Genomic DNA, 21346 nt, shown 5'->3' with positions numbered 1-21346 from the left:
CGATTCACTCCAGCGAGGCGGCAACGAGTTCGGCCACGTCGAGCACGTCGGGGCGCGGGCCCACGACGCCTTCGAGCATCGCCGTGCAGTTCGGGCAACCGACCGCGACCACGTCCGCGCAGATCGCGCGCGCGTCGGCGATGCGGATGTCGGGAATACGCTGCTTGCCCGGGATGTCGGTCAGCGGCGCACCGCCGCCACCGCCGCAGCAGCGGCCGCGCATGCCGTTGCGCTCCATCTCGACGACCTGGATGCCGATCGTCTTCAGCAGCTTGCGCGGCGATTCCGTCTCGCCGTTGTAGCGGCCGAGGTAGCACGGGTCGTGATACGTGGTGCGCTTCTCGCGCAGCGACTCGACCGCCTTCGGCGCGATCTTGCCGCTGTCGGCCAGCTCCGCGAGGTAGGTCGTGTGATGCTTGACCGTCACGCGCAGCCCGAGCGCGCGGTATTCGTTGCGCAGGCTGTGCATCACGTGCGGGTCGGCCGTCACGATCTGCTTGTACGACAGCGAGCCGAGCGTGCCGATCAGGCGCTTCGCCATCTGCTGGAACGTCGCTTCGTCGCCGAGGCGGCGTGCGACGTCGCCGGTGTCGGTCTCGGTCCCGCCGAGCACCGCGTAGTCGACGCCCGCCTTGTTCAGCACCTTGACGAACGCGCGCAGCGTGCGCTGGTAACGCATGTCGAATGCGCCTTCACCCGCGACGAACAGCACGTCGACCGGCTTGCCCGGTTGCGCGACCGGCGCGTTCAGGTCGACCGACCAGTCGTAGCGCGCAGCCGTGTCGTAGCCACCCATCGTGCCCGTCTCGCGCAGGTTCGCGAGCACTTCCTGGCCCTTGCCCGGCACCGTGCCGTGCACCAGCGTGCGGTTGCGGCGCATGTCGACGATCGCGTCGACGTGCTCGATCAGCATCGGGCACTCCTGCACGCATGCGCGGCAGGTGGTGCACGACCACAGCGTCTGCTCCTCGATCAGGCCCGACACGATCGGGCCGTTCGGCTCGCCGCGATGCTGGCCGACCGCGAGGCCCGGCGTCGGGCTGCCGGCGTACGCGGCATCGGTGCCGCCCGCCATCCCGACGACGAGATCCTGGATCAGTTTCTTCGGGTTCAGCGGCTGGCCCGATGCGAACGCGGGGCACGCGGCTTCGCACTTGCCGCACTGCACGCACGCGTCGAAGCTCAGCAGCTGGTTCCAGCGGAATTCGACCGGCTTCGCGACGCCATACTCCTCGTGCTCGATGTCCGGCAGCTTCAGCGCGGTCGGCGGCGTGGCCGTGCCATTGCCCGTGAACGATTCACGGGTGGCCGCGAAACGCTCCTGGCGCGGGTGGAACGCAAGGTGCAGCAGACCGGCGATCGCGTGCTTCATCGGGCCGCCCTTCGCGGCGCCGACGGTCATCGTGAAGGCGCCGGCGCCGATCAGCAGCGCGCAGAGCACCGCGAACGCACCCGACATCGCGCCGGTCGGCACGACCATGAACAGCACGAGGCCGAGCGCGAACGAGCCGAGCAGCCAGGGCAGCGCGTTCCACGGGCCGCGCGACAGGCGCGCCGGCACGTCCTTCGCCGCGCGGCGGCGCCAGACGAACACCACGCCGACGAGCATCGCGAGCGCCGCGAGGAAGATCAGCTTGTCGAGCCACGGCGAGTAGATCGCGAGGCCGTAGTTGACGAACACCAGCGCGAGCGCGGCGATCGCGCCGCCGGCGGTCGCGACGTGGGTCTTCGCGATGTACGGATCGCGGGCGACCACATGGTGCAGGTCGACGAAGTAGCGCTTCGGGATCGCGAACAGGTTCGCGATGCCGAACGAGCCGGGCGCCGTCGCGCGCCCGAGACGCCAGTAGGACGAGCGCTTCGCGACCGCGAACGCGAGCCCCGCCACCGACAGCCACAGCAGTGCGGTAATGAGGAAAGCCGGATTCATTTTTTAGAAATCCTTGACGAGACGCAGCGAGTCGTAGATCGCACCGTGGACGTTGTGCATCGAGATGCAGTCGCCGACACGGAACAGCAGGAAGCGGCCGTTGCCCAGTTCCTCCGACAGGCACGGCTGCGGCTCGGCCGCGAACAGCGTGTGCGGATCGATCTGGCCGCGGTTCACCGACTCCGGCTTGAGCTTCCAGTACAGCTCGTCGTTCGGCGACGAACCGTTCTCGATCACGACCTGGTCGACCGCGCGCTCTTCCAGCTCCTCGGTGTATTCGTTGCGCAGCACGGCGATGATCTTGCCGTCTTCCTCGTACACGCGATCGAGCATCGTGTTCGGCGTCGGGATCACGCCGAGCGCGTACAGGCGGCGATAGAAGATCGGGAACGTCGTGCCGCCGCAATCGTCGGCCACCTTCACGTCGGGCGTCACCACCTCGACCTTCGAGCCGCGGCTCGCCATGAAGTCGGCCACGCCCGCGCCCGCATGCGTGCTCACGCCGTCGAACAGCAGCACGTTCTGCTTCGGCTCGACCTTGCCGGTCAGGATGTCCCACGAGCTGACGGCGAGACCTTCGGCCACGCCCCACGCCGGCACCTGCCACGTGAAGCTCGAACCGCCGGTCGCGAGCACGACGATGTCCGGCTTCTCGGCCATGATCATCTTCTCGTCGGCGGCGACGCCGAGGCGCCGGTCGACGCCGAGACGCTTGGTTTCCATGTCGAACCAGCGGATGATCCCCGACATCTGTTCGCGCTGCGGCGCCTTCGCGGCGATCATCACCTGGCCGCCGACTTCGGCGTTCTTCTCGAACAGCACGACGTCGTGGCCGCGCAGCTTCGCGACGCGTGCGGCCTCGAGCCCCGCGGGGCCCGCGCCGACCACCACCACCTTGCGCTTCGGGCCGCGCGACTTCTCGATGATGTGCGGCATCGTCGCTTCGCGCGACGTCGCGGCGTTCTGGATGCACAGCACGTCGAGGCCGTTGTACTGGCGGTCGATGCAGTAGTTCGCGCCGACGCATTGCTTGATTTCGTCTTCGCGGCCGTCGCGGATCTTGATCACCATGTGCGGATCGGCGATCTGCGCGCGCGTCATGCCGACCAGGTCGATCATGCCGTTCGCGAGCAGGCGCTCGGCCTGGCCCGCGTCGCGGATGCTCTGTGCGTGCATCACGGGAATCTTCACCACCGACTTGATGCCGGCCGCGAGGTGCACGAACGGCTCCGGCGGCAGCGCCATCGGCGGCATGCAGTTCGCGATCGTGTTGTGCGTGTCGCCGCCCGAGCCGACCACGCTCAGGTAGTCGATCAGGCCCGTCTCCGACATCGCCTGCGCGATTTCCTTCAGCGCTTCGTGATCGAGACCGTCCTCGTGGAATTCGTCGCCGCACATGCGCAGGCCGACGCAGAAATCCTTCCCGACCGCTTCACGCACGGCCGTCAGCACTTCGATGCCGAAGCGCAGACGGTTCTCGAGGCTGCCGCCCCATTCGTCGGTGCGGTGGTTCGAACGCTTGCTCCAGAACTGGTCGATCAGGTGCTGGTGCGCGGCGGAGATTTCGATGCCGTCCATGCCGGCGGCCTTCACGCGCTTCGCGGCGGCCGCGAAGTCGCCGATGATGCGGCGGATTTCCTCGATCTCGATGATCTTCGCGTTACCGCGGTGCACCGGCTCGCGCACGCCCGACGGCGACATCAGGTGCGGCCAGTGCTCGCCGTGGAACGACGAGCGGCGGCCCATGTGCGTCGCCTGGATCATGATCTTCGCGCCGTGCTTGTGCATCGTGTCGGCGAGACGCGTGAGCGGGTCGATGATCTTGTCGTTCGACAGGTTCACCGACTTCCACCAGCCCTGCGGGCTGTCGATCGACACGGGGCTCGAGCCGCCGCAGATCGCGAGGCCGACGCCACCCTTCGCCTTCTCTTCGTAGTAGCGGATGTAGCGGTCGCCCGGCAGGCCGCCCGGCTCGGCATACACCTCCGCGTGCGCGGTGCTGACGATCCGGTTGCGCAGCGTCAGCTGGTTCAGCTGCATGGGTTTGAACAGGTGGGGATAACGCATCGCAGGCGACCTCTGGCGTTCGAATGTCTCGTGTTGCGGGTGTTGTTTGTTGCTGTGTCGTCGGGTCGGCGCGTCAGTGCGCGATCGGCGACACTTCGAAGACGCAGTGATCGTGGTGCTCGGCCGCACACTGCACTTCCTTCGACTGCGCGCGCGGCGCGCCCTTGCCTTCCGGCGTCGTGTCGTTGACCCAGTCCATCGCGCCGGCGAACCAGCCCGCGAACATGTAGCAGAGCTTGCCTTCCTTGCCCGGCTGCTGGAGCACGAACGACGAGTGGCGCAGCTCGATCTTCGCGCGTGCGCTGGCCGGATCGGCCTCGATGATCGAGAACAGGCCCCAGCCGCGTTGCGACAGGCGCTTCAGGTAGTGCTCGAACACCGCCATGCCGGTGAGGCCGTGCAGCTTCGCTTCCTTGTCGCACCAGTGGTACGCGGACTTGTAGCCGGCCTTGTAGAGGATCTCGGCATACGCCTCGACGCCGAGCGCTTCCTCGACGGCGACGTGGTTGTTCGTGAAGAAGTGGCGCGGCACGTACAGCATCGGCAGCGCGTCGGTGGTCCAGACGCCGGTATCGGGATCGACGTTGATCGGCAGTTGCGGTTGCATCGTGGTGACTCCGTGAGGAAAATTGGCCGCGCGGCTCAGGCGCAGGCACGACATCGTCCGCGTGCCCGCGCGACAGGCGCCGGCACGTCCCGATTGTTCTAGTGTTGAATCGCGGGTGGCGGTTCGGCTCGGCGGGTGCTTACGCGCCCCACACGTCCTTGAACACGCGCACCCAGTTCTCGCCCATGATCTTGCGGATGCGCGACTCCTTCCAGCCGTGGCGTTCCATCGCCGCGGTCAGGTTCGGGAATTCGCCGATCGTGCGGATGCCGTCCGGGTTGATCACCTTGCCGAAGTTCGTCAGCTGGCGATAGCGGCCCTTGTCATGCGTCAGCATGTCGAAGAATTCCTTCGCGAAATCCTGCGTGAAGTCCGTGCCGATGCCGACCGCGTCTTCGCCGATCAGGTTCACGACGTAGTCGATCGCCTCGATGTAGTCGTCGATGTTCGCCTCGATGCCGCGCTTCAGGAACGGCGCGAACATCGTCACGCCGACGAAGCCGCCGGCGTCGGCGATTTCCTTCAGCTGCGCGTCGCTCTTGTTGCGCGGATGTTCCTTCAGGCCCGACGGCAGGCAGTGCGAGTAGCACACCGGCTTCTTCGAGAACGCGATCGCTTCCGACGACGTGTTGCCGCCCACATGCGACAGGTCGACCATGATGCCGACGCGGTTCATCTCGGTGATCACTTCGCGGCCGAAGTCCGACAGGCCGCCGTCGCGCTCGTAGCAGCCGGTGCCGACCAGGTTCTGCGTGTTGTAGCAGAGCTGCACGACGCGCACGCCCATGTCGGCGAACGCCTCGATGTAGCCGAGGTTGTCCTCGAACGCGTGCGCGTTCTGGAAGCCGAGGATGATCCCCGTCTTGCCTTCCTTCTTCGCGCGGAAGATGTCGTCGGTCGTGCGCACCAGCGTCAGCAACTCGCTGTTCTCGCGGATCTTCTGCTTCATCACGCCGATGTTGTCGACGGTCTTGGTGAAGTTCTCCCACACCGATACCGTGCAGTTCGCGGCCGTGATGCCGCCCTTGCGCATGTCCTCGAACACCGGCTTCTCGAACTTCGAGATGTTCAGTCCGTCGATGATGATGCTGTCCTGATGCAGCGTGCTCATATCTGCCTCTCGCTCCAGTCTCTGCTGTATGTGGGGTCGTCGATCAGTAAATCGGGAAGCGCTCGCAAAGCGCGAAAATCTCGCGGCGCACGCGCTGTTCGGTCGCGTGGTCGCCTTCGGGGTTCGCGCGCAGCGCGTCGAACACTTCGAGAATCAGGCGGCCGACTTCGCGGAACTCCGCGACGCCGAAGCCGCGCGTCGTGCCGGCCGGCGTGCCGAGGCGGATGCCCGACGTGACGGTCGGCTTCTCGGTGTCGAACGGAATGCCGTTCTTGTTGCAGGTGATGCCCGCGCGTTCGAGCGCCTGCTCGACCGGCGCGCCCTTCAGGCCCTTGGGGCGCAGGTCGACCAGCAGCAGGTGGTTGTCGGTGCCGCCGGTGACGAGGTCGACGCCACCCGCCTTCAGCACTTCGCCGAGGGCCTGCGCGTTCGCGAGCACGTTGTCGATGTAGGTCTTGAAGTCCGCATGCAGCACTTCGCCGAACGCGACGGCCTTGCCGGCGATCACGTGCATCAGCGGACCGCCCTGCAGGCCGGGGAACACGGCCGAGTTGATCTTCTTCGCGATCTCTTCGTCGTTGGTCAGCACGAAGCCGCCGCGCGGGCCGCGCAGCGTCTTGTGCGTGGTCGACGTGACGACGTGCGCGTGCTCGACCGGATTTGCATGGCGGCCGGCGGCGATCACGCCCGCGATGTGCGCCATGTCGACCATCAGCTTCGCGCCGACGCTGTCGGCGATCGCACGGAAGCGGGCGAAGTCCAGCGCGCGCGGGTACGCCGAGAAGCCGGCGATGATCAGGCTAGGCTTGTGCTCGTGCGCGAGTGCCTCGACCTGGTCGTAGTCGATCCGCATCGTGTCGCGGTTCACGCCGTACTGCACGGCGTTGAACCACTTGCCCGACAGCGCCGGCTTCGCGCCGTGCGTCAGGTGGCCGCCGGCGTCCAGCGACATGCCGAGCACCGTGTCGCCCGGCTTCGCGAGCGCGAGCATCACCGAACCGTTCGCCTGCGCGCCCGAGTGCGGCTGCACGTTCGCATAGCCGGCGTTGAAGATCTGCTTCACGCGCTCGATCGCCAGCGCCTCCACCTCGTCCGCGAATTCGCAGCCGCCGTAGTAACGCTTGCCCGGATAGCCTTCCGCATACTTGTTGGTGAGCACCGAACCCTGGGCCTCCAGCACCGCGCGCGACACGATGTTTTCCGACGCGATCAGCTCGACCTGCGACTGCTGGCGCTCGAGTTCCTTCAGGATGGCGCTGCGCACCGGCGCGTCGCGCTCGGCGAGGGGCTGCGAGAAGAAAGGCTGGGTGTTCGACATAGTGCGTCCGTGACGAAGAATAAAGGGCGTGAAACCGAAGCTCGAGGCCCGCCATACCTGGGTTTCCAGCGCATCCAGTGCAAGGCTGCCGACGGCTCTATTCTTGTCGTTCGGATTTTCGACGGATTGATGAATTTAGACGCGTTCTTTACCTTTTCCGCCATGCGCGTCCGTTTTGTACAAGTGACCGGTCGTGCTTTTTGGGATGACGAGGCAAGCCGGCGTGTGCGGTGAATTCGCGGTTCACCGATGGACAGGCACTTCGCCGGTGCCTGTGCTGTGCGTCCCGGGTGCAGCGCGGCCCGCTTACGGTGCAGTGCAGCATCCGCCCCGCGCCCATACAACGTATGGAGCTAGGGTTTAGCCGTATGGCACGGTTGTTGCGCTCGCTCCCACAATACGGCAGCCCGATCCGTGCCTCGGGCTAAAAGCTATTAGAGATTCAAGGAACGCTCCCCATGTCGCCCGACCGCACAGCGTCGCTGTCCCACTTCGCGTTCATGCCTTTACCGAACTTCACGATGATCGCGTTCACCAATGCGATCGAGGTGCTTCGGATGGCGAACTACCTGAGCGGCCAGCCGCTCTACCGCTGGTCGATCATCAGCCCGGACGGCGGCCCGGTCACGGCGAGCAATGGCCTCACGGTCGACACGGGCCCGGCCGAGTGCGTCGGGCAGCCGGATATCGTATTCGTGTGCGGCGGCGTCGACGTGCAGCGCGCGACCACGCCCGCCCATCTGTCGACGCTGCGCCGCTTCGCGCGTTCGGGAATTCCGCTCGGCAGCCTGTGCACGGGCACCTATGCGCTCGCGAAGTCGGGGCTGCTCGCGGGCTACGCGTGCGCGATCCACTGGGAAAACATGTCGGCGCTGAAGGAAGAGTTTCCGGACACGCGCTTCCTGAAGGAACTGTTCGTGGTCGACCGCGATCGCATCACATGCACGGGCGGCGTCGCGCCGCTCGACATGATGCTGAACCTGATCGCCGCGCGGATAGGCACGCCGCGCGTCACGCAGATCGCCGAGCAGTTCATCGTCGAACACGTGCGCGACACGAGCGCGCAACAGCGGATGCCGCTCGTCGCGCGGCTCGGCTCGGCGAACAAGTCGCTGTTCGAAGTGATTTCGCTGATGGAGAACAACATCGAGGAACCGCTGTCGCGCGAGGAACTCGCGCGGCTCGCGAACATGTCGCAGCGGCAGTTGCAGCGCCTGTTCCGCGAACACCTCGGGATGACGCCCACGCACTATTACCTGACGCTGCGGCTGCGCCGCGCGCGCGAGCTGCTGCTGCAGACCGACATGTCGATCATGCACATCACGATGGCGTGCGGCTTCCAGTCGGCATGCCACTTCAGCAAGAGCTATCGCGACGCGTTCGGCGTCGCGCCGACGCGCGAACGCCGCAAGCAGGTCGCGCCGCTCGCGCAGGGCGCGGCGACATCCGCGCCGGCGTTTCCGGCGCATGTGATTCATGCGTGACGCACGAGTTGCGCGATAAAAAAAAAGCGGCCTCGAAGGCCGCTTTTTGCTGGTGCTTACGATCCCCACACCTGCATTTCGTCGAGCGAATACCCCCACTGCGTCGCCCGCTTCGTACCGAGCATCCGCACGTAGCGCCCCTGCGCATTCAGGTTCGGCAACGTGACGTGACCGTACGACACGCCGTTGTTCGTCGAGTAGACCGTCGTCCAGTTCGCGTTGTCGTTCGACGTCTGGATCTGGTACACGAGCGCGCCCGCGTCCCAGTAGAGATCGACGCTGCTGATCTTCTTCACCGCGCCGAGATCGACGGAGATCCATTGCGGATCGACGCCCGCCCCTTCCGGCGAATCCCAGCGCGTGCTGGTCGTGTTGCCGTCGAACGCCTTGTCCGCCGTCAGCGATGTGTTGTAGCTCGCCGACGCGGCAGCCGGCCGCCCTTGCGACAGCAGCGTCGGCTGCGCGGCGGCCGGGCCGCCGTAGTAGCTCGAGCCGAGCTTCGCCTTGGTCGTGTCCGCGTTCACGCCGAACTGCGACAGGCTCCAGCGCTGGCCGGTCGTCACGTCGCCGACGTAGAGCTGGTAGCCGCCCGCCGTCGTCGACGAGAAGAACACGTAGTTCGTGCCGGTCACCGGCGCCGGGTCCGAGTTGTTGCTCACGCAGTCGTTGATCGGCAGCGCGTTCGGCGTCGATGCCGGGTCCGCGGTCTTCGTGTAGATCTGGTCCGCGCCGCCGCTATCCTTCCAGCGTGCATAGAACACCATGCCGTCGCCGCGTACGATCGGATAGTAGGTCTGCAGACCGGCCGGATGATCGAACGTGGCGGTCGCGCCGGTCGCGATCGTGCGCTTCATCAGCCCCATGTTCGAGCCGGTGCCCGTCGCGTAGTAGACGGCGCTCGCGTCCGGCGCGAGGAACGGCATCGAGTATTCGGCGCCGGCCGGTGCGTTCGTCAGGCTCACGACCGACGTGAACACCGGGCCCGCGCTCGTGTACGACAGCGTGCCCTGCTTCACGTCGCCGTTCTGCTTGAACACGAGCGTCTTGCCGTCGGCGCTGAATTTCGGATCTTCGTTGCGCGTCGCGCCGGTGCTGTTCGTCAGGTTCACGGGCGGCGTGCCGGCGCCGAGCTGCAGCATGAACACGTTCCATGCGCCGTTGCTGATGCCCATGAACGCGAGCCACTTGCCGTCGGGGCTGAACACGCCGTTCATCGGATCGGTGATGCCCCAGCTGCTCTTGCTCAACTGCGTGAGCGTATGGGCCGAAAAATCGTACAGGAACAGCTGGCTCGTGCCGTCGCCGTAGTTGACGTAGCTGTGATAGACGAGCTTGCCGGTCAGCGCCGCGGGAAACGACGCGTTGGATTGAGTCGGAGGATTGCTGATGCAGGCCGCTTCGGCGGCACCACTGGACAGGTTGAGAGCGATGCCGGCCACGAGGCCCGCAGCGAGGAACTTCGATTTCACGCTGATTGCTTCCGGGAAAGGTAGGGACGGAGCGGCCCGGGTCCCGCACACGGTGCACGGGGATCACGGGTCCGCCATCGGAGGGCGCGAACTCGGTATCGATCACGCATCGGGAATGAAACTTGCGCAGGATGCCTGCTCGCTCGTCTGAAGAAAAGGCTCAAAGTGAGTCGAAAACAACCGGATCAGCGACAGGCGCATCAGCGTTTGAGGGCGGGATTGAACGCGGCGGAGGCCGTGCTACTCTTTTTTCACGACGGCCGCGATCGGCCGGAGGGCAGGCATGAAGCGTTATGCGGCGCTGGCTCAGACGATTGGCGACGCGATCCGGCGTGGCGACCTCGGGCCCGGCGCGCGTATCCCGACCGTGCGCGCAGCGTGCCGCGCTTACCGTGTAAGTCCATCCACCGTGTTTCGCGCGTACTACAAGCTCGAAAGCGAGGGCCTGATCACCGCGCGTGCGCGCTCCGGATATTTCGTTGCGAACCTGGATGACAAGCGCGTGCGCGCGGGTCACGACACCCCGCGCAAACCGGCTGCGCCGCAGGCCGGCGACAACGATGTGCTGTTCCGCTTGCTCGACTCGCTCAAATTCGACGACATCGTGCCGCTGGGTTCCGCATTCGCGAGCTATTCGCTGTTTCCGATGAGCAGCCTGTGGCGGTATGCGGCGGCGGCGGCCCGCAACATGGACCGCGCGAAACTGCTGGCCGGACTGCCGCCCGGCCATGAAGCGCTGCGCCGCCAGATCGCACTGCGCTACCTGAACGCGGGCGCGTCATTGCCGATGGAAGAGATCGTCATCACGACCGGCGCGGCCGAAGCGCTGACGCTGAGCCTGCAGGCGCTCACGCGCCCCGGCGACATCGTCGCGATCGAACGTCCGGCCTACCACGCGGTACTGCAGGCCGTGCGGCGGCTGCATCTGAAGGCCATCGAAATCCCGGTGGATCCGCGCACCGGCCTCGATCTCGATGCGCTCACCGACGCGCTCGACACGCATCCGGTGCGCGCCTGCTGGTTCATGACCTCGTTCCACAACCCGACCGGCGCGACGCTGCCCGACGAGCGCAAGCGCGCGCTGATCGAGCTGCTCGCGTCGCACCGCGTGCCGCTGATCGAGGACGACGTGTTCGGCGAACTGCACTTCGGCCCGACGCCCACGCGGCCCGCGAAGCTGTACGACGAAAGCGGGCTGGTGCTGCATTGCGGTTCGTTCTCGAAGTGCCTCGCCCCCGGTTTCCGGGTCGGCTGGGTCGCGGCCGGACGCTACGTGAAGCAGATCAGGCAGGTGAAGAACGCGAGCGCGCCGGCGGCCGACGTGCCCGCGCAGATGGCTGTATCCCGCTACCTGCTCAACGGCGCGTACGACCGCTTCCTGCGCAGGCTCCGCCGCAACCTGGCGGCGCACCAGGCACAGATGCTGGCGGCCGTCCGCGCGTACTTCCCGCCCGACACGGCGGTGCATGCCCCGCGCGGCGGGTATTTACTGTGGATCGAATTGCCGCCGCACGTGGATGCGATGCGGTTGTTCGGCGACGCGATGAAAAACGGCGTCAGCCTCGCGCCCGGGCCGATTTTTTCCATGACGGGCGCCTTTCACCGCTACGTCCGGCTGAACTACGGCCGGCCGTGGACCCCTGCCGTCGAGGACGCGATGCAAACCCTCGGGACGCTCGCGGGGCGGCAACGACAGACGAGGTAGCAACGACCATGCAAGTCCTGCCCATCCGGAAAGTCCGCACGCGCGACACGTTGCGCGGCGCACTGAACCTGCGCGCCGAGCCGCGCGATGCCGTCAGCCAGCGCTGCCGGCAATGCGGCTTCATGGCATTCCGCGCCACCGAGCAATGCCCCGTCTGCGGACTCGGGGACTGGCCGTTCGCGCCGCTGCGCGAATCGAGCGAATCGATCGAATCGATCGAATCGAGCGAATCGAGCGAATCGAGCGACCAGGGCAACCGGAGCGACGAAGCGCAGGCCGCTCCTCCGCACGACGCGCTCCCCGTCCCGACATGGTCGTCGCGGATCGGCGCCGCGGTGCGCAGCGCGGCGATCCGGCGGCCGAGCGCGTCGAGCGCGCCGCTGCTGAGCATCCTGACCCTCGTGCTGCTGGTCGGCGGCTATGTGACGTTCGACCGGACGTGCAAGGCCGACCCGGTCTGCCGCGGCCAGGGCGCGCCGGCGCCAGCGGCAAACGACGCCAGTCTGCATGCGGCCGACGCGCAGACGTTGCCGGTCGTGCCCGCGCCCGTCTATGCATTTCATCCGGCCGACCACCCGGCGCTCGACACCGACCGGCTTGCCGCCGCCGACCGGCTGGACGCAACCGATCGAGCAGGCTATGCCGGCACGAGCCGACACATGACCGGACGCACGGCAACCACGGTCGCGCGGCACGCACCGGCGGTGCGCGCGCGCAGCGGTACTCGCGTCGTCAACTGGAAAGGCGGCGCTACCGCGACGCGACACGCGCACGCGATCCGCCGCGTGAGCCTGCATACGCGCCACGGTCGGCGCGCGACGGCAAGCGCGACCCAAGTGGCCATGGTCTATCGCGCGCACTGAGCGCCGGGCGCGCCGGAATTCGGCGCGATCGCGGCCGCGATGCTGTCGTACGGGATCGCCGCATACGACTCGAAGCGCAAGCCGGCGAGCGTCCGGCCGTTCGTGTCGGCGTTCGGCAGCCGGTTGGCCGCGGCGATCGGTCTCGTGCCGCACGCCATATCGCAGCAATCGCGGGCCGCAGCGATCAGGGTTCGCCTGCGCCGGCAGCACCCGGCCACAGCAAAAACGGGCGGCACCGTTTCCGGTACCGCCCGTTTCATGTTCCGCCCGTTCGTGCGTCAGGCCGCCAGCAAGCCGTGCGGATCGATCACGAATTTGCGCGGCGCGCCGCCGTCGAACTTCTTGTAGCCTTCCGGCGCCTGATCGAGCGAGATCACCTCGACGTTGACGATCTTCGCGATCGGCAGACGGTCGAACAGGATGGCCTGCATCAGGTTGCGGTTGTACTTCAGCACCGGCGTCTGGCCCGTGAAGAACGAATGCGACTTCGCCCAGCCGAGGCCGAAGCGGATGCTCAGGCTGCCGTGCTGCGCGGCCTTGTCCTTCGCGCCCGGATCGTCCGTCACGTACAGGCCCGGAATGCCGATCGCGCCGGCCGGACGCGTGATTTCCATCAGCGAGTTCAGCACCGTCGCGGGCGCTTCCTCGGAATGGCCCGACGAACCGTGGCCGTGCGCCTCGAAGCCGACGCAGTCGACCGCGCAGTCGATCTCCGGCACGCCGAGGATCTGCTCGATCTGCTCGCCGAGCGACGCGTCCTTCGACAGGTCGACCGTCTCGAAGCCCATCGCCCGCGCGTGCGCGAGGCGTTCCGCGTTCATGTCGCCGACGATCGTGACCGCCGCGCCGAGCAGGCGCGCCGATGCGGCCGCCGCCATCCCGACCGGGCCCGCGCCCGCGATGTAGACCGTCGAGCCCGGCTTCACGCCCGCGCTCACCGCACCGTGATAACCGGTCGGCAGAATGTCGGACAGGCAGGTCAGGTCGCGGATCTTCGCCATTGCCTGGTCGCGGTCCGGGAATTTCAGCAGGTTGAAGTCGGCGTACGGCACGAGCACGTACTCGGCCTGGCCGCCGATCCAGCCGCCCATGTCGACGTAGCCGTATGCGCCGCCGGCTCGCGACGGGTTCACGTTCAGGCACACGCCCGTATGCGTGTCCTTGCACATCGCGCAGCGGCCGCACGCGACGTTGAAGGGCACCGACACGAGATCGCCGATCTTCAGCGTCTCGACGTCGCGGCCCACCTCGACCACTTCGCCCGTGATCTCGTGACCGAGCACGAGGCCGATCGGCGCGGTCGTGCGGCCGCGCACCATGTGCTGGTCGGAACCGCAGATGTTCGTGCTGACCACTTTCAGGATCACGCCGTGGCCGATCGCGCGGCCGGTCGGATCGACCATCTTCGGATAATCGATCTTCTGAACTTCGACCTTGCCCGGCCCAAGATAGACGACACCTCGATTGCTGCTCATCGTATTGTCTCCATGTCTCGTTGGATGGCGCTGCTGTGCGCCGGCAGATGCGGTGCTACGCAACGTGCTGTTCGAGAGTAGTCCCGGAGGTGGGGGCGTCGATGTCTCAAACGCGACACGCGTTTGATCGGTGCCGACATCGGTGGCGGAAATGCGAAAGTCGGGCCGGAAAAGGGGTGCGTGGTGGGGGCTGCAGGAGATGCAGGCCGCGAGGCCGCCGGAGCCGCCGATCGGCGCGAACGACCCGCCAATCCGTGCGTTGGTCGGGTGCGTTGATTGGTACCTTGATCGGGGCCTTGATCCGGGGGCGCCGATCGGGTGCCCTATTCGGGCGCGTTGGTCGGATGCACCGGTCACCCGCCCCCGCCATCTGTCACCCGGATTGGTTCGTGTGTTTTCTGCGTGCGCCGGCGTAGGAAACTCACCCGCCCTGATTCTCGCGGACGATCGCGGCAGCAGCCGCTTCCGCGTCGCTCGCGACACCGTCGTGCACGCGCGTGCTGACGGCCGGCGTCGGCGGTTCGCTGTCGAGCGCATGGCCGTCGCGGTTGCGCGTATCGACCGTCGCGCGCATCGAAAGCCCGACCCGCAGCGGATGCGCGGCCAGATCGCGGGGATCGAGCGCGATCACGACCGGCACGCGCTGCACGACCTTGATCCAGTTGCCGGCCGCGTTCTGCGACGGCAGCATCGAGAACGCGCTGCCGGTGCCGGCCGAGAAGCCCTGCACGCGGCCGCGATAGACGACGCGCGACCCGTACAGGTCCGACACCACGTCGACCGGCTGGCCGACGCGCATGTGGCGGATCTGCCCTTCCTTGAAATTCGCCTCGATCCACAGCCGGTTCAACTGCACGATCGACATCAGCGGCACGCCGGGCCCGACTTGCTGGCCCGCCTGCACCGAACGCTGGCCGACCGTGCCGTCGACCGGCGCGATGATCGTCGTGCGCTTCAGGTTCCGGTACGCGAGCTTGAACTGCGCCGCGGCCTGCACGACTGCCGGGCTCTCGTCCACCGGCAGCTTGCTGCCGAGCGCCCGCGCGGCGTCGAGCTGCGCCTGCGCGGCCGCGAGGTTCGCCTGGGCGCCGGCGACGGCCGCGCGGGCGCGCGCCAGCTCCTCCGGCGCGACGATCTCGACCGACGCGCCCGAACGCGCGGCAAGCGCGCGCTGCGCGAGCGACAGGTCGGCCTGGCGCGCGCTCACGGCTGCCACGTACATCGTGTTCGAGATCTTCGCGTTCGCGACCTGCCGCACGGCCTGCGCGAGCTGCGCCTTCGCCTGCGCGAACGCGACGGACGCTTCCGTGTCGTCGAGCCGCACGAGCGTCTGCCCGGCGCGCACGGGCTGCGTATCGGCGACCAGCACGTCGGTCACGGCGCCCGGAATCTGTGCAGCGACCTGCACGATGCTGCCGGCGACGTACGCGTCGTCGGTATCCTCGTAATAGCGGTCGCGTAGCAGCCAGAACGCGATCCAGACGAGCGCGGCGAGCATCACGATCGCGAAGAACAGCATGAAGCGCTTGCGACGCGTCGCGCGGCGCGCGTCGAGTGCGGGGTCGTTCAGAGTGGCCGGCTGCGCCGCGGTGTGAAGGTTGTCGTGGTGCATCAGTCGCTTTGCGTAACGATCAGGCGGTCATGCTGGAACACGGGGAGCGCGGACGCGCGCGTGTCGGCGGCAACGGTGGGGGGCGCGCGGCGCGAGCCGACGCCGACGCTCGTGCTGGTATTTGCGCTGGCGCTCGTACTCGCGCCGGTACTCACACTCACATTCGCGGCATCGACAGCCGGACTACGCGGCGCGACCGACACCGCCGGCGGATCGATCCGCGCGGCACGCGGCGCGGCGCCGCTACCTGACACCGCCGCGCGCCGCACTTGCGCGCTGGTGTCCGCCGAGCTACCGCGGGCAGCGGCGTTCACCGTCGCGCCGCGTTTCGTCCGCGCGCCTTGCGCGGTACGCGCCGCGGGCATCGCCGCACCCGCAGTCGTTGCGCTCGCATCGAACCCGCCGCCGAGCGCGCCGACCAGCCCGACGCGCAGCGTCCGCTGCCGCCCGAGCAGCGCGATCAGCTGCGCGCGTTCGTCGATCAGCGTGAGGTCCGCGACATCGACATCCTTCTGCATCAACACGCCGCGCCGATGGCGATCAGCCGCGATCTGCACGATCTTCTGCGCGGCGGCGACGGCATCCTGCTGCTGCATGACGAGCGTCTGCGCGGTCTGCAGCGACGTGACGATTTGCGCGACCTGCCCGAGCGCGTCGTCGACGGTCTTGTTGTACAGCCCGATCGCGACGTCGGCCTGCGCGACGTCCGCGCCGAGCTTCGCCTTCAGCCGGCCGCGATCGAACACCGGCAGCGAGATCGCCGGGCCGACGGAGCCGGCGAGCGAATCGCGCGAGAACAGCGACGCGGGCGTCAGCGCGAACACGCCGCCGAGCGCGACGAGGTTCACGTCCGGATAGAACTGCGCGCGCGTCGAATCGGCATTCGCGAACGCGGCTTCGACGCGCAGCCGCGCGGCGACGATGTCGGGCCGGCGGCCGAGCAGATCGGCCGGCAGCCGCGCGGGCAGCGCGCCGCCGGGGAATGCGCCGACGCGCGGCCGCTGCAACGCGAGCCCGCGCTCCGGCCCGCGGCCGGACAGCACGCCCAGCTGCAATTGCGCGAGCTTGATCTGTTCGTCGTTCAGCGCGATCTGTGCGAGCAGGCGGCTGCGCTTGATCGACGCGTCGCTCGCGTCGTACGCATTGTCGAGGCCGCGCGCGGTGCGCTCGCGCAGCACGGCCGTCACGCGCTGGCTGATCTTCAGCTTCTGCTGCAGCAGGTCGCGCACCGCGTACGCCTCATCGAGCTGGCAATACACGGTGACGATCGCGACCGCGAGCGTGAGCCGCACCTGCTCGGCCTCGACACCGGCCGCGTCGCGCAGCGACATCAGGCTCTTCGTCGCCGCGCGGTTCTTGCCCCACAGGTCGAGCTGGTAGTTCAGCCCGACGAACACCGACGACGGCGACACGACCGGATCGCCGAAGATCTCGACCGGCACGCGATAACCGCCCGCCGTCACGTCGGCGATGTCGCCCGGCTTCGGCATCCGCGCGCGGCTGACCGTCGCGCCGGCCGTGCCGGTCAAGCCCGTCAGCGAATCGAACTGCTGAAGCTGCGACTGCGCGATCCGCAGCCGCGCCTGCGCGACCTGCAGATCCGGATTGTTCTGCGATGCCTCCACGACCAGTTCGTCGAGCTGCGGATCCTGCAGCTGCTTCACCCAGTCGGGCGCGGGCCATGCGCCATCCGCGCCGGGCCCCGCGGTGCGAGCGAGCGCGTCGCCGGCCGGTGAGCGCAGCGACAGCGACGGCAGGAACCCCGACGGCACGCAGCCGCCCAGCGCCAGCAGCGCGGCGGCCGCGACGATCGCCCAGCCGCCCTCCCCGCGCCGCGCCGGCCGAGCGGCTCGCGCCGCTTTCATGATGCGTTCCATCGCCGCCCTCACCCCTGCTGGACGCGCCGCGCGCGCGCGGCGAGACGCGGCCGCGTGCGCTCGAGCGGACCGAGCCGCCCGAACAGGCCGTCGGCGATGCCGAACGCGATGCCCGCGAGCTTGGCGCGCTTGTCGCGCTCGACGAGCGCGATCTGCACGACCTGCCACACGGTCAGCAGGTTCGGCACGATCGCCACCGGAAAGCGCAACCCGTACTGCATCCCGAGCTGCACCGCATTGCGTGCGCTGTAGTAGCGCCGTTGCCACGAGTGATTCATCGACGTCATTTCGAAAGGGCCGAACGCGTGCCGCTGCTTCGCGCCGATCCGGTGCGGCAGCACCAGCGACGGCACGACGTAGAGCGGCACGTTGCGCGCAAGCGCGCGGAAGCTGTACTCGGTATCGACGTGATCGATGAACAGCGTCTCGTCGAAGCGGCCGAGCACCTCGAACGCGGCGCGCGACACGACGCAGCCCGACGAGATCAGGAACGCGCAGCGTTGCGGCGGCGCGTCGGGCGCGAGATGCAGCCGGCGCAACGCGATCCCGTCGGTCGCGAGTTCGGGCAGGAAGCTGCGCGCGTTCTCGTCGAAGATGCGCGGGCCGGCCAGGAACGCGCGCCCCGCGAGCCCCGTGCAGGCGTCGCGCATCGTCGCGAAGTAACGGGCCGGCACCGACGAATCCTGGTCGAACAGCGCGACCGCGTCGACGTCGTCGCGAAACAGCGCCGCGAGCCCCGCGTTGTAGGCGCCCGCGATTCCGCCGCGATTGCCGTGATGCAGCAGCGCGATGCCGTCGCGCGCGCACACGTCGCGAGCGCGCGCATCGGGCTGCGGCGTGTTGTCGACGACCAGCAGCGCGTCGCACGCGTGCCGCCACGCGCCGAGCGCCGCGAGCTGCGCGTCGCTCGGGTGATACAGGATCACGAGTGCGCCGAGTGTCGTCATGCCGCTCTCCTCAATGTCCGAACGAAGCGGCCGCGCCGCGCTTCGGCCGCGTGAGCCACATCATCGCGGCGAGCATGAGGCACGTCATGCTCGCCATCCAGAACATGTCGCCCGTCGCCATCATGTACGCCTGCTGCATCACGACCTGGTGCAGCGTGGACAGCTCGCGCACGCCGTCCACGCCCATCGCGTTCAGCGTGTGCACGAAGCGCTGCGTGTTCGCCGACGCGTGCGTGACCGATTGCGACACGACGTCGTAGTGATAGGTCGCGCGGTTGTCCCACAGCGTCACGCTCATCGCGGTGCCGAATGCGGCGGACAGCGTGCGCAGGAAGTTCGACAGGCTCGACGCGGCCGCGAGCCGGTCGTCCGGGATGCGCGACAGCGTCGCGGCCGTCAGCGGAATGAAGAAACACGGCAGCCCGATACCCTGGATCAACCCGGGCGCGGCGATCTGCACGAACGTCATCTTCAGCGTGAAATGCGCATCCCATGCGAGTACGGCCTCAAATATCAGGAATCCGAACGTCGCAAGCACACGCGCGTCGAAGCGATGCGCGTGCAGGCCGACGAGAATCGAGAACACCAGCGCGAGCACGCCGAGCGACGCGGTGGCGAGCCCCGCGTGGAACGCGTTGTAGCCCATCACCGCCTGCATCCACAGCGGGAACACGACGCCCACCACCGAGAAGCTCATCATCCCGAGCGAGATGATCAGCACGCAGAACGAGAACGTGCGGTCGCGAAACAGGCTGAGGTCGACGACCGGATGCGCGTCGCCCGCCTCCCAGATCAGCAGCGACACGATCGCGAGCCCCGCGACCACCGCGAGCGTGACGATCAGCGGCGAATCGAACCAGCCCTTGTCGTGACCGAGATCGAGCATCGCCTGCAGCGAACCGACGCCGATCACGAGCAGCACGATGCCCGGCACGTCGATCGGGCCGGCCGCGCCGCGCTGCGCGTCGGGGCGCAGCATCGCGGTGCAGACGGCGAACGAGAACAGCCCGATCGGCAAATTGATCAGGAAGATCCACGGCCACGAGAAGCTGTCGACGATCCAGCCACCGACCACCGGCCCGAAGATCGGCGCGAGCAGCACCGTCATCGCCCACAGCGCGAGCGCGACCGTGCGCTTGTCCGGCGGGAACGTGCGCAGCAGGATCGTCTGCGACAGCGGCACCATCGGCCCCGAGCACAGCCCCTGCAGCGCGCGGCAGACCACCAGCACGTGCAGGTCGCGTGCGAGCCCGCACAGCAGCGACGTCAGCGTGAACAGCAGCACCGCGCCGACGAACAGCCGCAGCTCGCCGACGCGCCGCGCGAGCCAGCCGGTCAGCGGCACCGCGATCGCGGCCGCGACCGAATACGAGCTGATCACCCACGTACCCTGGCTATTCGAGACGCCGAGACTGCCGGAGATCGCCGGCACCGCGACGTTCGTCACGGTCGAGTCGAGCACTTCGATGAAGGTGGCGAGCGACAGCGCGAACGTCAGCAGCGCGAGCCGCGCGCCGCGCACCGGCGGCGCGGCGGGTGCGGGTTCGCGTGCATCGACGGCGGCGGGCGCGTCCTGAAGCGGCGCTGCGGTGCTCATGCGCCCGCCGTCGCGAGGTAGGCCTGCACCCGCGCGCGTCCGTGGTTAGGCGCGAAGCGCTCGATGAAATCGGCGGCGCGCTCGCAGCCGTCCGGCGCCCGATCGATCAGCGCACGCGTGCGTTCCGCATGCACCGCGAATTCCGGCTCGTCCAGCACGCGCGCGAGCGCCGCACCGAGACGCGCGCCGTCGACGGGGCCGTCGATACGCACGCCGGCGCCGCTCGCCGCGACGCGCTGCGCATTGTCGAACTGGTCGTGCGCGAACGGCGTCACGACCTGCGGGATCCCGGCTTCGAACGCGAGCGCTGCAGTGCCGATCCCGCCGTGATGCACGAGCGCGCGGCAACGCGGCAGCAGCGCGCGCATCGGCACGAAGCGGCGCACCAGCAGCCGGTCGCCGGCCGGTGCCGCATCGTGCGGGCTCAGCAGGATGCCGCGCGCGCCGGTGGCATGCAGCGCGTCCGCGACCGCGCGCGCATACGCGGCGTGATCGACCCGTGTCGACCCGGCCGTGAACACGACGGGCGGCTCACCGGCCGCGAGGAACGCGTCGAGCGCGCGATCGTCGCCGGGCGTCGCGATGTCGTTGAACAGCGGAAAACCGCTTTGCAGATGACCGGCCGGCCAGTCGCGCTGCGCCGGTGCGAACCAGTCGGGAAACAGGCACAGCACGCCGTCGGTCGAATGCAGCCAGCGGCCGAGCACGCGCCGCGCGGGCGCGAGCCCGAGATCGCGGCGCACCGCGTTGAGCGCCGGCCCGCACACGCGGTCGAGCACCTGCCGCTCGATCAGCGTCATCAGCGCCGCCTTCACCGGCAGCGGCCAGCGCGCGGGAATCGTCAGGCGCGGATGCGTCGGCGGCACGTGCGCGGACAGCAGCGTCGACGGCGACACCTGCACCGACACGTACGGCGTGCCGTGCAGCTCCTGCATGAAGCGCGCGGAAAACGCCCACAGCGTGCCGACCAGCACGGTATCGCGATCGGTCAGCGCGCGCAGCGCGTCGTAGTGCGGGCGCAGCACGGGCGCGATCACCTGCCACAGCGTGCGAAACGACGTGCGCGGATCCCACAGCGCCGGGTTCGCCATCGCGGCCTCGTACTCGGCCGCGGTGCCGACCGGCACGAACGTGAAGCCGCAGCGGCGCGCGGCCGCCTCGAACGGCGGATGCGTGCAGAACACGACGTCGTGGCCGCGCGTCGCGAGTGCGCGCGCGACGCCGAGCAGCGGATGCACGTCGCCCGCCGAGCCGATCGCGGTCACGATCACCTTCGCCATCGCG

Annotated in this window: 17 protein-coding genes; 5 read left to right on the top strand and 12 right to left on the bottom strand. The window is 68.2% G+C overall.

Annotation, left to right across the window (positions count from 1 at the left end; all coding sequences use genetic code 11):
- Positions 1-4: 4 nt before the first annotated feature.
- The 5 genes from DIE04_RS08395 to DIE04_RS08375 form a co-directional block, all read right to left on the bottom strand.
- Positions 5-1930 carry a (Fe-S)-binding protein gene (locus tag DIE04_RS08395; protein ID WP_124521485.1) on the bottom strand — a complete coding sequence of 642 codons (1926 nt, stop codon included), beginning with the start codon at positions 1928-1930 and terminating at the stop codon, positions 5-7.
- Positions 1931-1933: 3 nt separating this feature from the next.
- Positions 1934-3997 carry an NADH:flavin oxidoreductase gene (locus DIE04_RS08390; RefSeq protein WP_044844361.1) on the bottom strand — a complete coding sequence of 688 codons (2064 nt, stop codon included), beginning with the start codon at positions 3995-3997 and terminating at the stop codon, positions 1934-1936.
- A 73-nt stretch (positions 3998-4070) separates the two neighbouring features.
- Entirely contained in the window at positions 4071-4604 is a 534-nt protein-coding gene (locus DIE04_RS08385) for a DUF5943 domain-containing protein (protein WP_006488993.1), read from the bottom strand.
- A gap of 139 nt (positions 4605-4743) precedes the next feature.
- Positions 4744-5715, bottom strand: a complete 972-nt coding sequence (locus DIE04_RS08380; RefSeq protein ID WP_124521483.1) for a dipeptidase — start codon at positions 5713-5715, stop codon at positions 4744-4746.
- A gap of 43 nt (positions 5716-5758) precedes the next feature.
- Complete coding sequence (locus tag DIE04_RS08375) at positions 5759-7033, bottom strand: serine hydroxymethyltransferase (protein ID WP_044844363.1); 1275 nt, start codon at positions 7031-7033, stop codon at positions 5759-5761.
- A gap of 9 nt (positions 7034-7042) precedes the next feature.
- On the opposite strand from DIE04_RS08375, the gene DIE04_RS08370 reads away from it, so the two are divergent.
- Both DIE04_RS08370 and DIE04_RS08365 read left to right on the top strand, forming a co-directional pair.
- Positions 7043-7267, top strand: coding sequence for a hypothetical protein (locus DIE04_RS08370; RefSeq protein WP_124485147.1), 225 nt, complete (start codon positions 7043-7045; stop codon positions 7265-7267).
- A gap of 224 nt (positions 7268-7491) precedes the next feature.
- On the top strand, positions 7492-8517 hold the full coding sequence (locus DIE04_RS08365) for a GlxA family transcriptional regulator (RefSeq protein ID WP_124521481.1): 1026 nt from the start codon (positions 7492-7494) through the stop codon (positions 8515-8517).
- 56 nt (positions 8518-8573) lie between these two features.
- On the opposite strand, the gene DIE04_RS08360 is transcribed toward DIE04_RS08365, so the two are convergent.
- Positions 8574-9986, bottom strand: coding sequence for a discoidin domain-containing protein (locus DIE04_RS08360; protein ID WP_044844365.1), 1413 nt, complete (start codon positions 9984-9986; stop codon positions 8574-8576).
- A gap of 283 nt (positions 9987-10269) precedes the next feature.
- On the opposite strand from DIE04_RS08360, the gene DIE04_RS08355 reads away from it, so the two are divergent.
- From DIE04_RS08355 to DIE04_RS30070, 3 genes are read left to right on the top strand one after another with little or no spacing between them, the layout of a single operon-like run.
- Positions 10270-11691 (top strand): PLP-dependent aminotransferase family protein, encoded by a 1422-nt coding sequence (locus DIE04_RS08355; protein WP_124521479.1) that lies wholly within the window; start codon positions 10270-10272, stop codon positions 11689-11691.
- 8 nt (positions 11692-11699) lie between these two features.
- Positions 11700-12554, top strand: a complete 855-nt coding sequence (locus DIE04_RS08350; protein WP_124521800.1) for an ATP-dependent serine protease — start codon at positions 11700-11702, stop codon at positions 12552-12554.
- A 39-nt stretch (positions 12555-12593) separates the two neighbouring features.
- Entirely contained in the window at positions 12594-12902 is a 309-nt protein-coding gene (locus DIE04_RS30070) for a hypothetical protein (RefSeq protein ID WP_260426197.1), read from the top strand.
- Here the strand turns inward: DIE04_RS30070 and fdhA are convergent.
- The 6 genes from fdhA to DIE04_RS08315 form a co-directional block, all read right to left on the bottom strand.
- Positions 12833-14029, bottom strand: a complete 1197-nt coding sequence (fdhA, locus tag DIE04_RS08340; RefSeq protein WP_044844368.1) for a formaldehyde dehydrogenase, glutathione-independent — start codon at positions 14027-14029, stop codon at positions 12833-12835. The genes DIE04_RS30070 and fdhA overlap by 70 nt on opposite strands.
- A gap of 421 nt (positions 14030-14450) precedes the next feature.
- Positions 14451-15641, bottom strand: a complete 1191-nt coding sequence (locus tag DIE04_RS08335) for an efflux RND transporter periplasmic adaptor subunit (RefSeq protein WP_124521473.1) — start codon at positions 15639-15641, stop codon at positions 14451-14453.
- Positions 15641-17518, bottom strand: coding sequence for an efflux transporter outer membrane subunit (locus DIE04_RS08330; protein ID WP_124521471.1), 1878 nt, complete (start codon positions 17516-17518; stop codon positions 15641-15643). Before DIE04_RS08330 ends, DIE04_RS08335 begins: the two co-directional genes overlap by 1 nt.
- A gap of 8 nt (positions 17519-17526) precedes the next feature.
- A complete protein-coding gene (locus tag DIE04_RS08325) occupies positions 17527-18465 on the bottom strand; it encodes a glycosyltransferase family 2 protein (protein ID WP_124521469.1) in 939 nt (312 codons plus the stop codon).
- Between the two features lie 10 nt (positions 18466-18475).
- Positions 18476-20062, bottom strand: coding sequence for a DHA2 family efflux MFS transporter permease subunit (locus DIE04_RS08320; RefSeq protein WP_124521467.1), 1587 nt, complete (start codon positions 20060-20062; stop codon positions 18476-18478).
- A complete protein-coding gene (locus DIE04_RS08315; RefSeq protein WP_124521465.1) occupies positions 20059-21342 on the bottom strand; it encodes a glycosyltransferase in 1284 nt (427 codons plus the stop codon). The genes DIE04_RS08320 and DIE04_RS08315 overlap by 4 nt, the downstream gene beginning before the upstream one ends.
- Between the last annotated feature and the right edge of the window lie 4 nt (positions 21343-21346).

This window comes from Burkholderia sp. Bp8994 (genome assembly GCF_003853805.1).
Lineage (GTDB): Bacteria > Pseudomonadota > Gammaproteobacteria > Burkholderiales > Burkholderiaceae > Burkholderia.
Note: the sequence above shows the minus strand (reverse complement) of the source record. Positions and strands in the feature narration are given on the sequence as shown.

What these genes read in the sequence shown, in the direction of transcription:
- DIE04_RS08395 (WP_124521485.1), bottom strand. Translation starts at nt 1,930, where the DNA reads ATGAATCCGGCTTTCCTCATTACCGCACTGCTGTGGCTGTCGGTGGCG.
- DIE04_RS08390 (WP_044844361.1), bottom strand. Translation starts at nt 3,997, where the DNA reads ATGCGTTATCCCCACCTGTTCAAACCCATGCAGCTGAACCAGCTGACG.
- DIE04_RS08385 (WP_006488993.1), bottom strand. Translation starts at nt 4,604, where the DNA reads ATGCAACCGCAACTGCCGATCAACGTCGATCCCGATACCGGCGTCTGG.
- DIE04_RS08380 (WP_124521483.1), bottom strand. Translation starts at nt 5,715, where the DNA reads ATGAGCACGCTGCATCAGGACAGCATCATCATCGACGGACTGAACATC.
- DIE04_RS08375 (WP_044844363.1), bottom strand. Translation starts at nt 7,033, where the DNA reads ATGTCGAACACCCAGCCTTTCTTCTCGCAGCCCCTCGCCGAGCGCGAC.
- DIE04_RS08365 (WP_124521481.1), top strand. Translation starts at nt 7,492, where the DNA reads ATGTCGCCCGACCGCACAGCGTCGCTGTCCCACTTCGCGTTCATGCCT.
- DIE04_RS08355 (WP_124521479.1), top strand. Translation starts at nt 10,270, where the DNA reads ATGAAGCGTTATGCGGCGCTGGCTCAGACGATTGGCGACGCGATCCGG.
- DIE04_RS08350 (WP_124521800.1), top strand. Translation starts at nt 11,700, where the DNA reads ATGCAAGTCCTGCCCATCCGGAAAGTCCGCACGCGCGACACGTTGCGC.
- DIE04_RS30070 (WP_260426197.1), top strand. Translation starts at nt 12,594, where the DNA reads ATGCTGTCGTACGGGATCGCCGCATACGACTCGAAGCGCAAGCCGGCG.
- fdhA (WP_044844368.1), bottom strand. Translation starts at nt 14,029, where the DNA reads ATGAGCAGCAATCGAGGTGTCGTCTATCTTGGGCCGGGCAAGGTCGAA.
- DIE04_RS08335 (WP_124521473.1), bottom strand. Translation starts at nt 15,641, where the DNA reads ATGCACCACGACAACCTTCACACCGCGGCGCAGCCGGCCACTCTGAAC.
- DIE04_RS08330 (WP_124521471.1), bottom strand. Translation starts at nt 17,518, where the DNA reads ATGGAACGCATCATGAAAGCGGCGCGAGCCGCTCGGCCGGCGCGGCGC.
- DIE04_RS08325 (WP_124521469.1), bottom strand. Translation starts at nt 18,465, where the DNA reads ATGACGACACTCGGCGCACTCGTGATCCTGTATCACCCGAGCGACGCG.
- DIE04_RS08320 (WP_124521467.1), bottom strand. Translation starts at nt 20,062, where the DNA reads ATGAGCACCGCAGCGCCGCTTCAGGACGCGCCCGCCGCCGTCGATGCA.
- DIE04_RS08315 (WP_124521465.1), bottom strand. Translation starts at nt 21,342, where the DNA reads ATGGCGAAGGTGATCGTGACCGCGATCGGCTCGGCGGGCGACGTGCAT.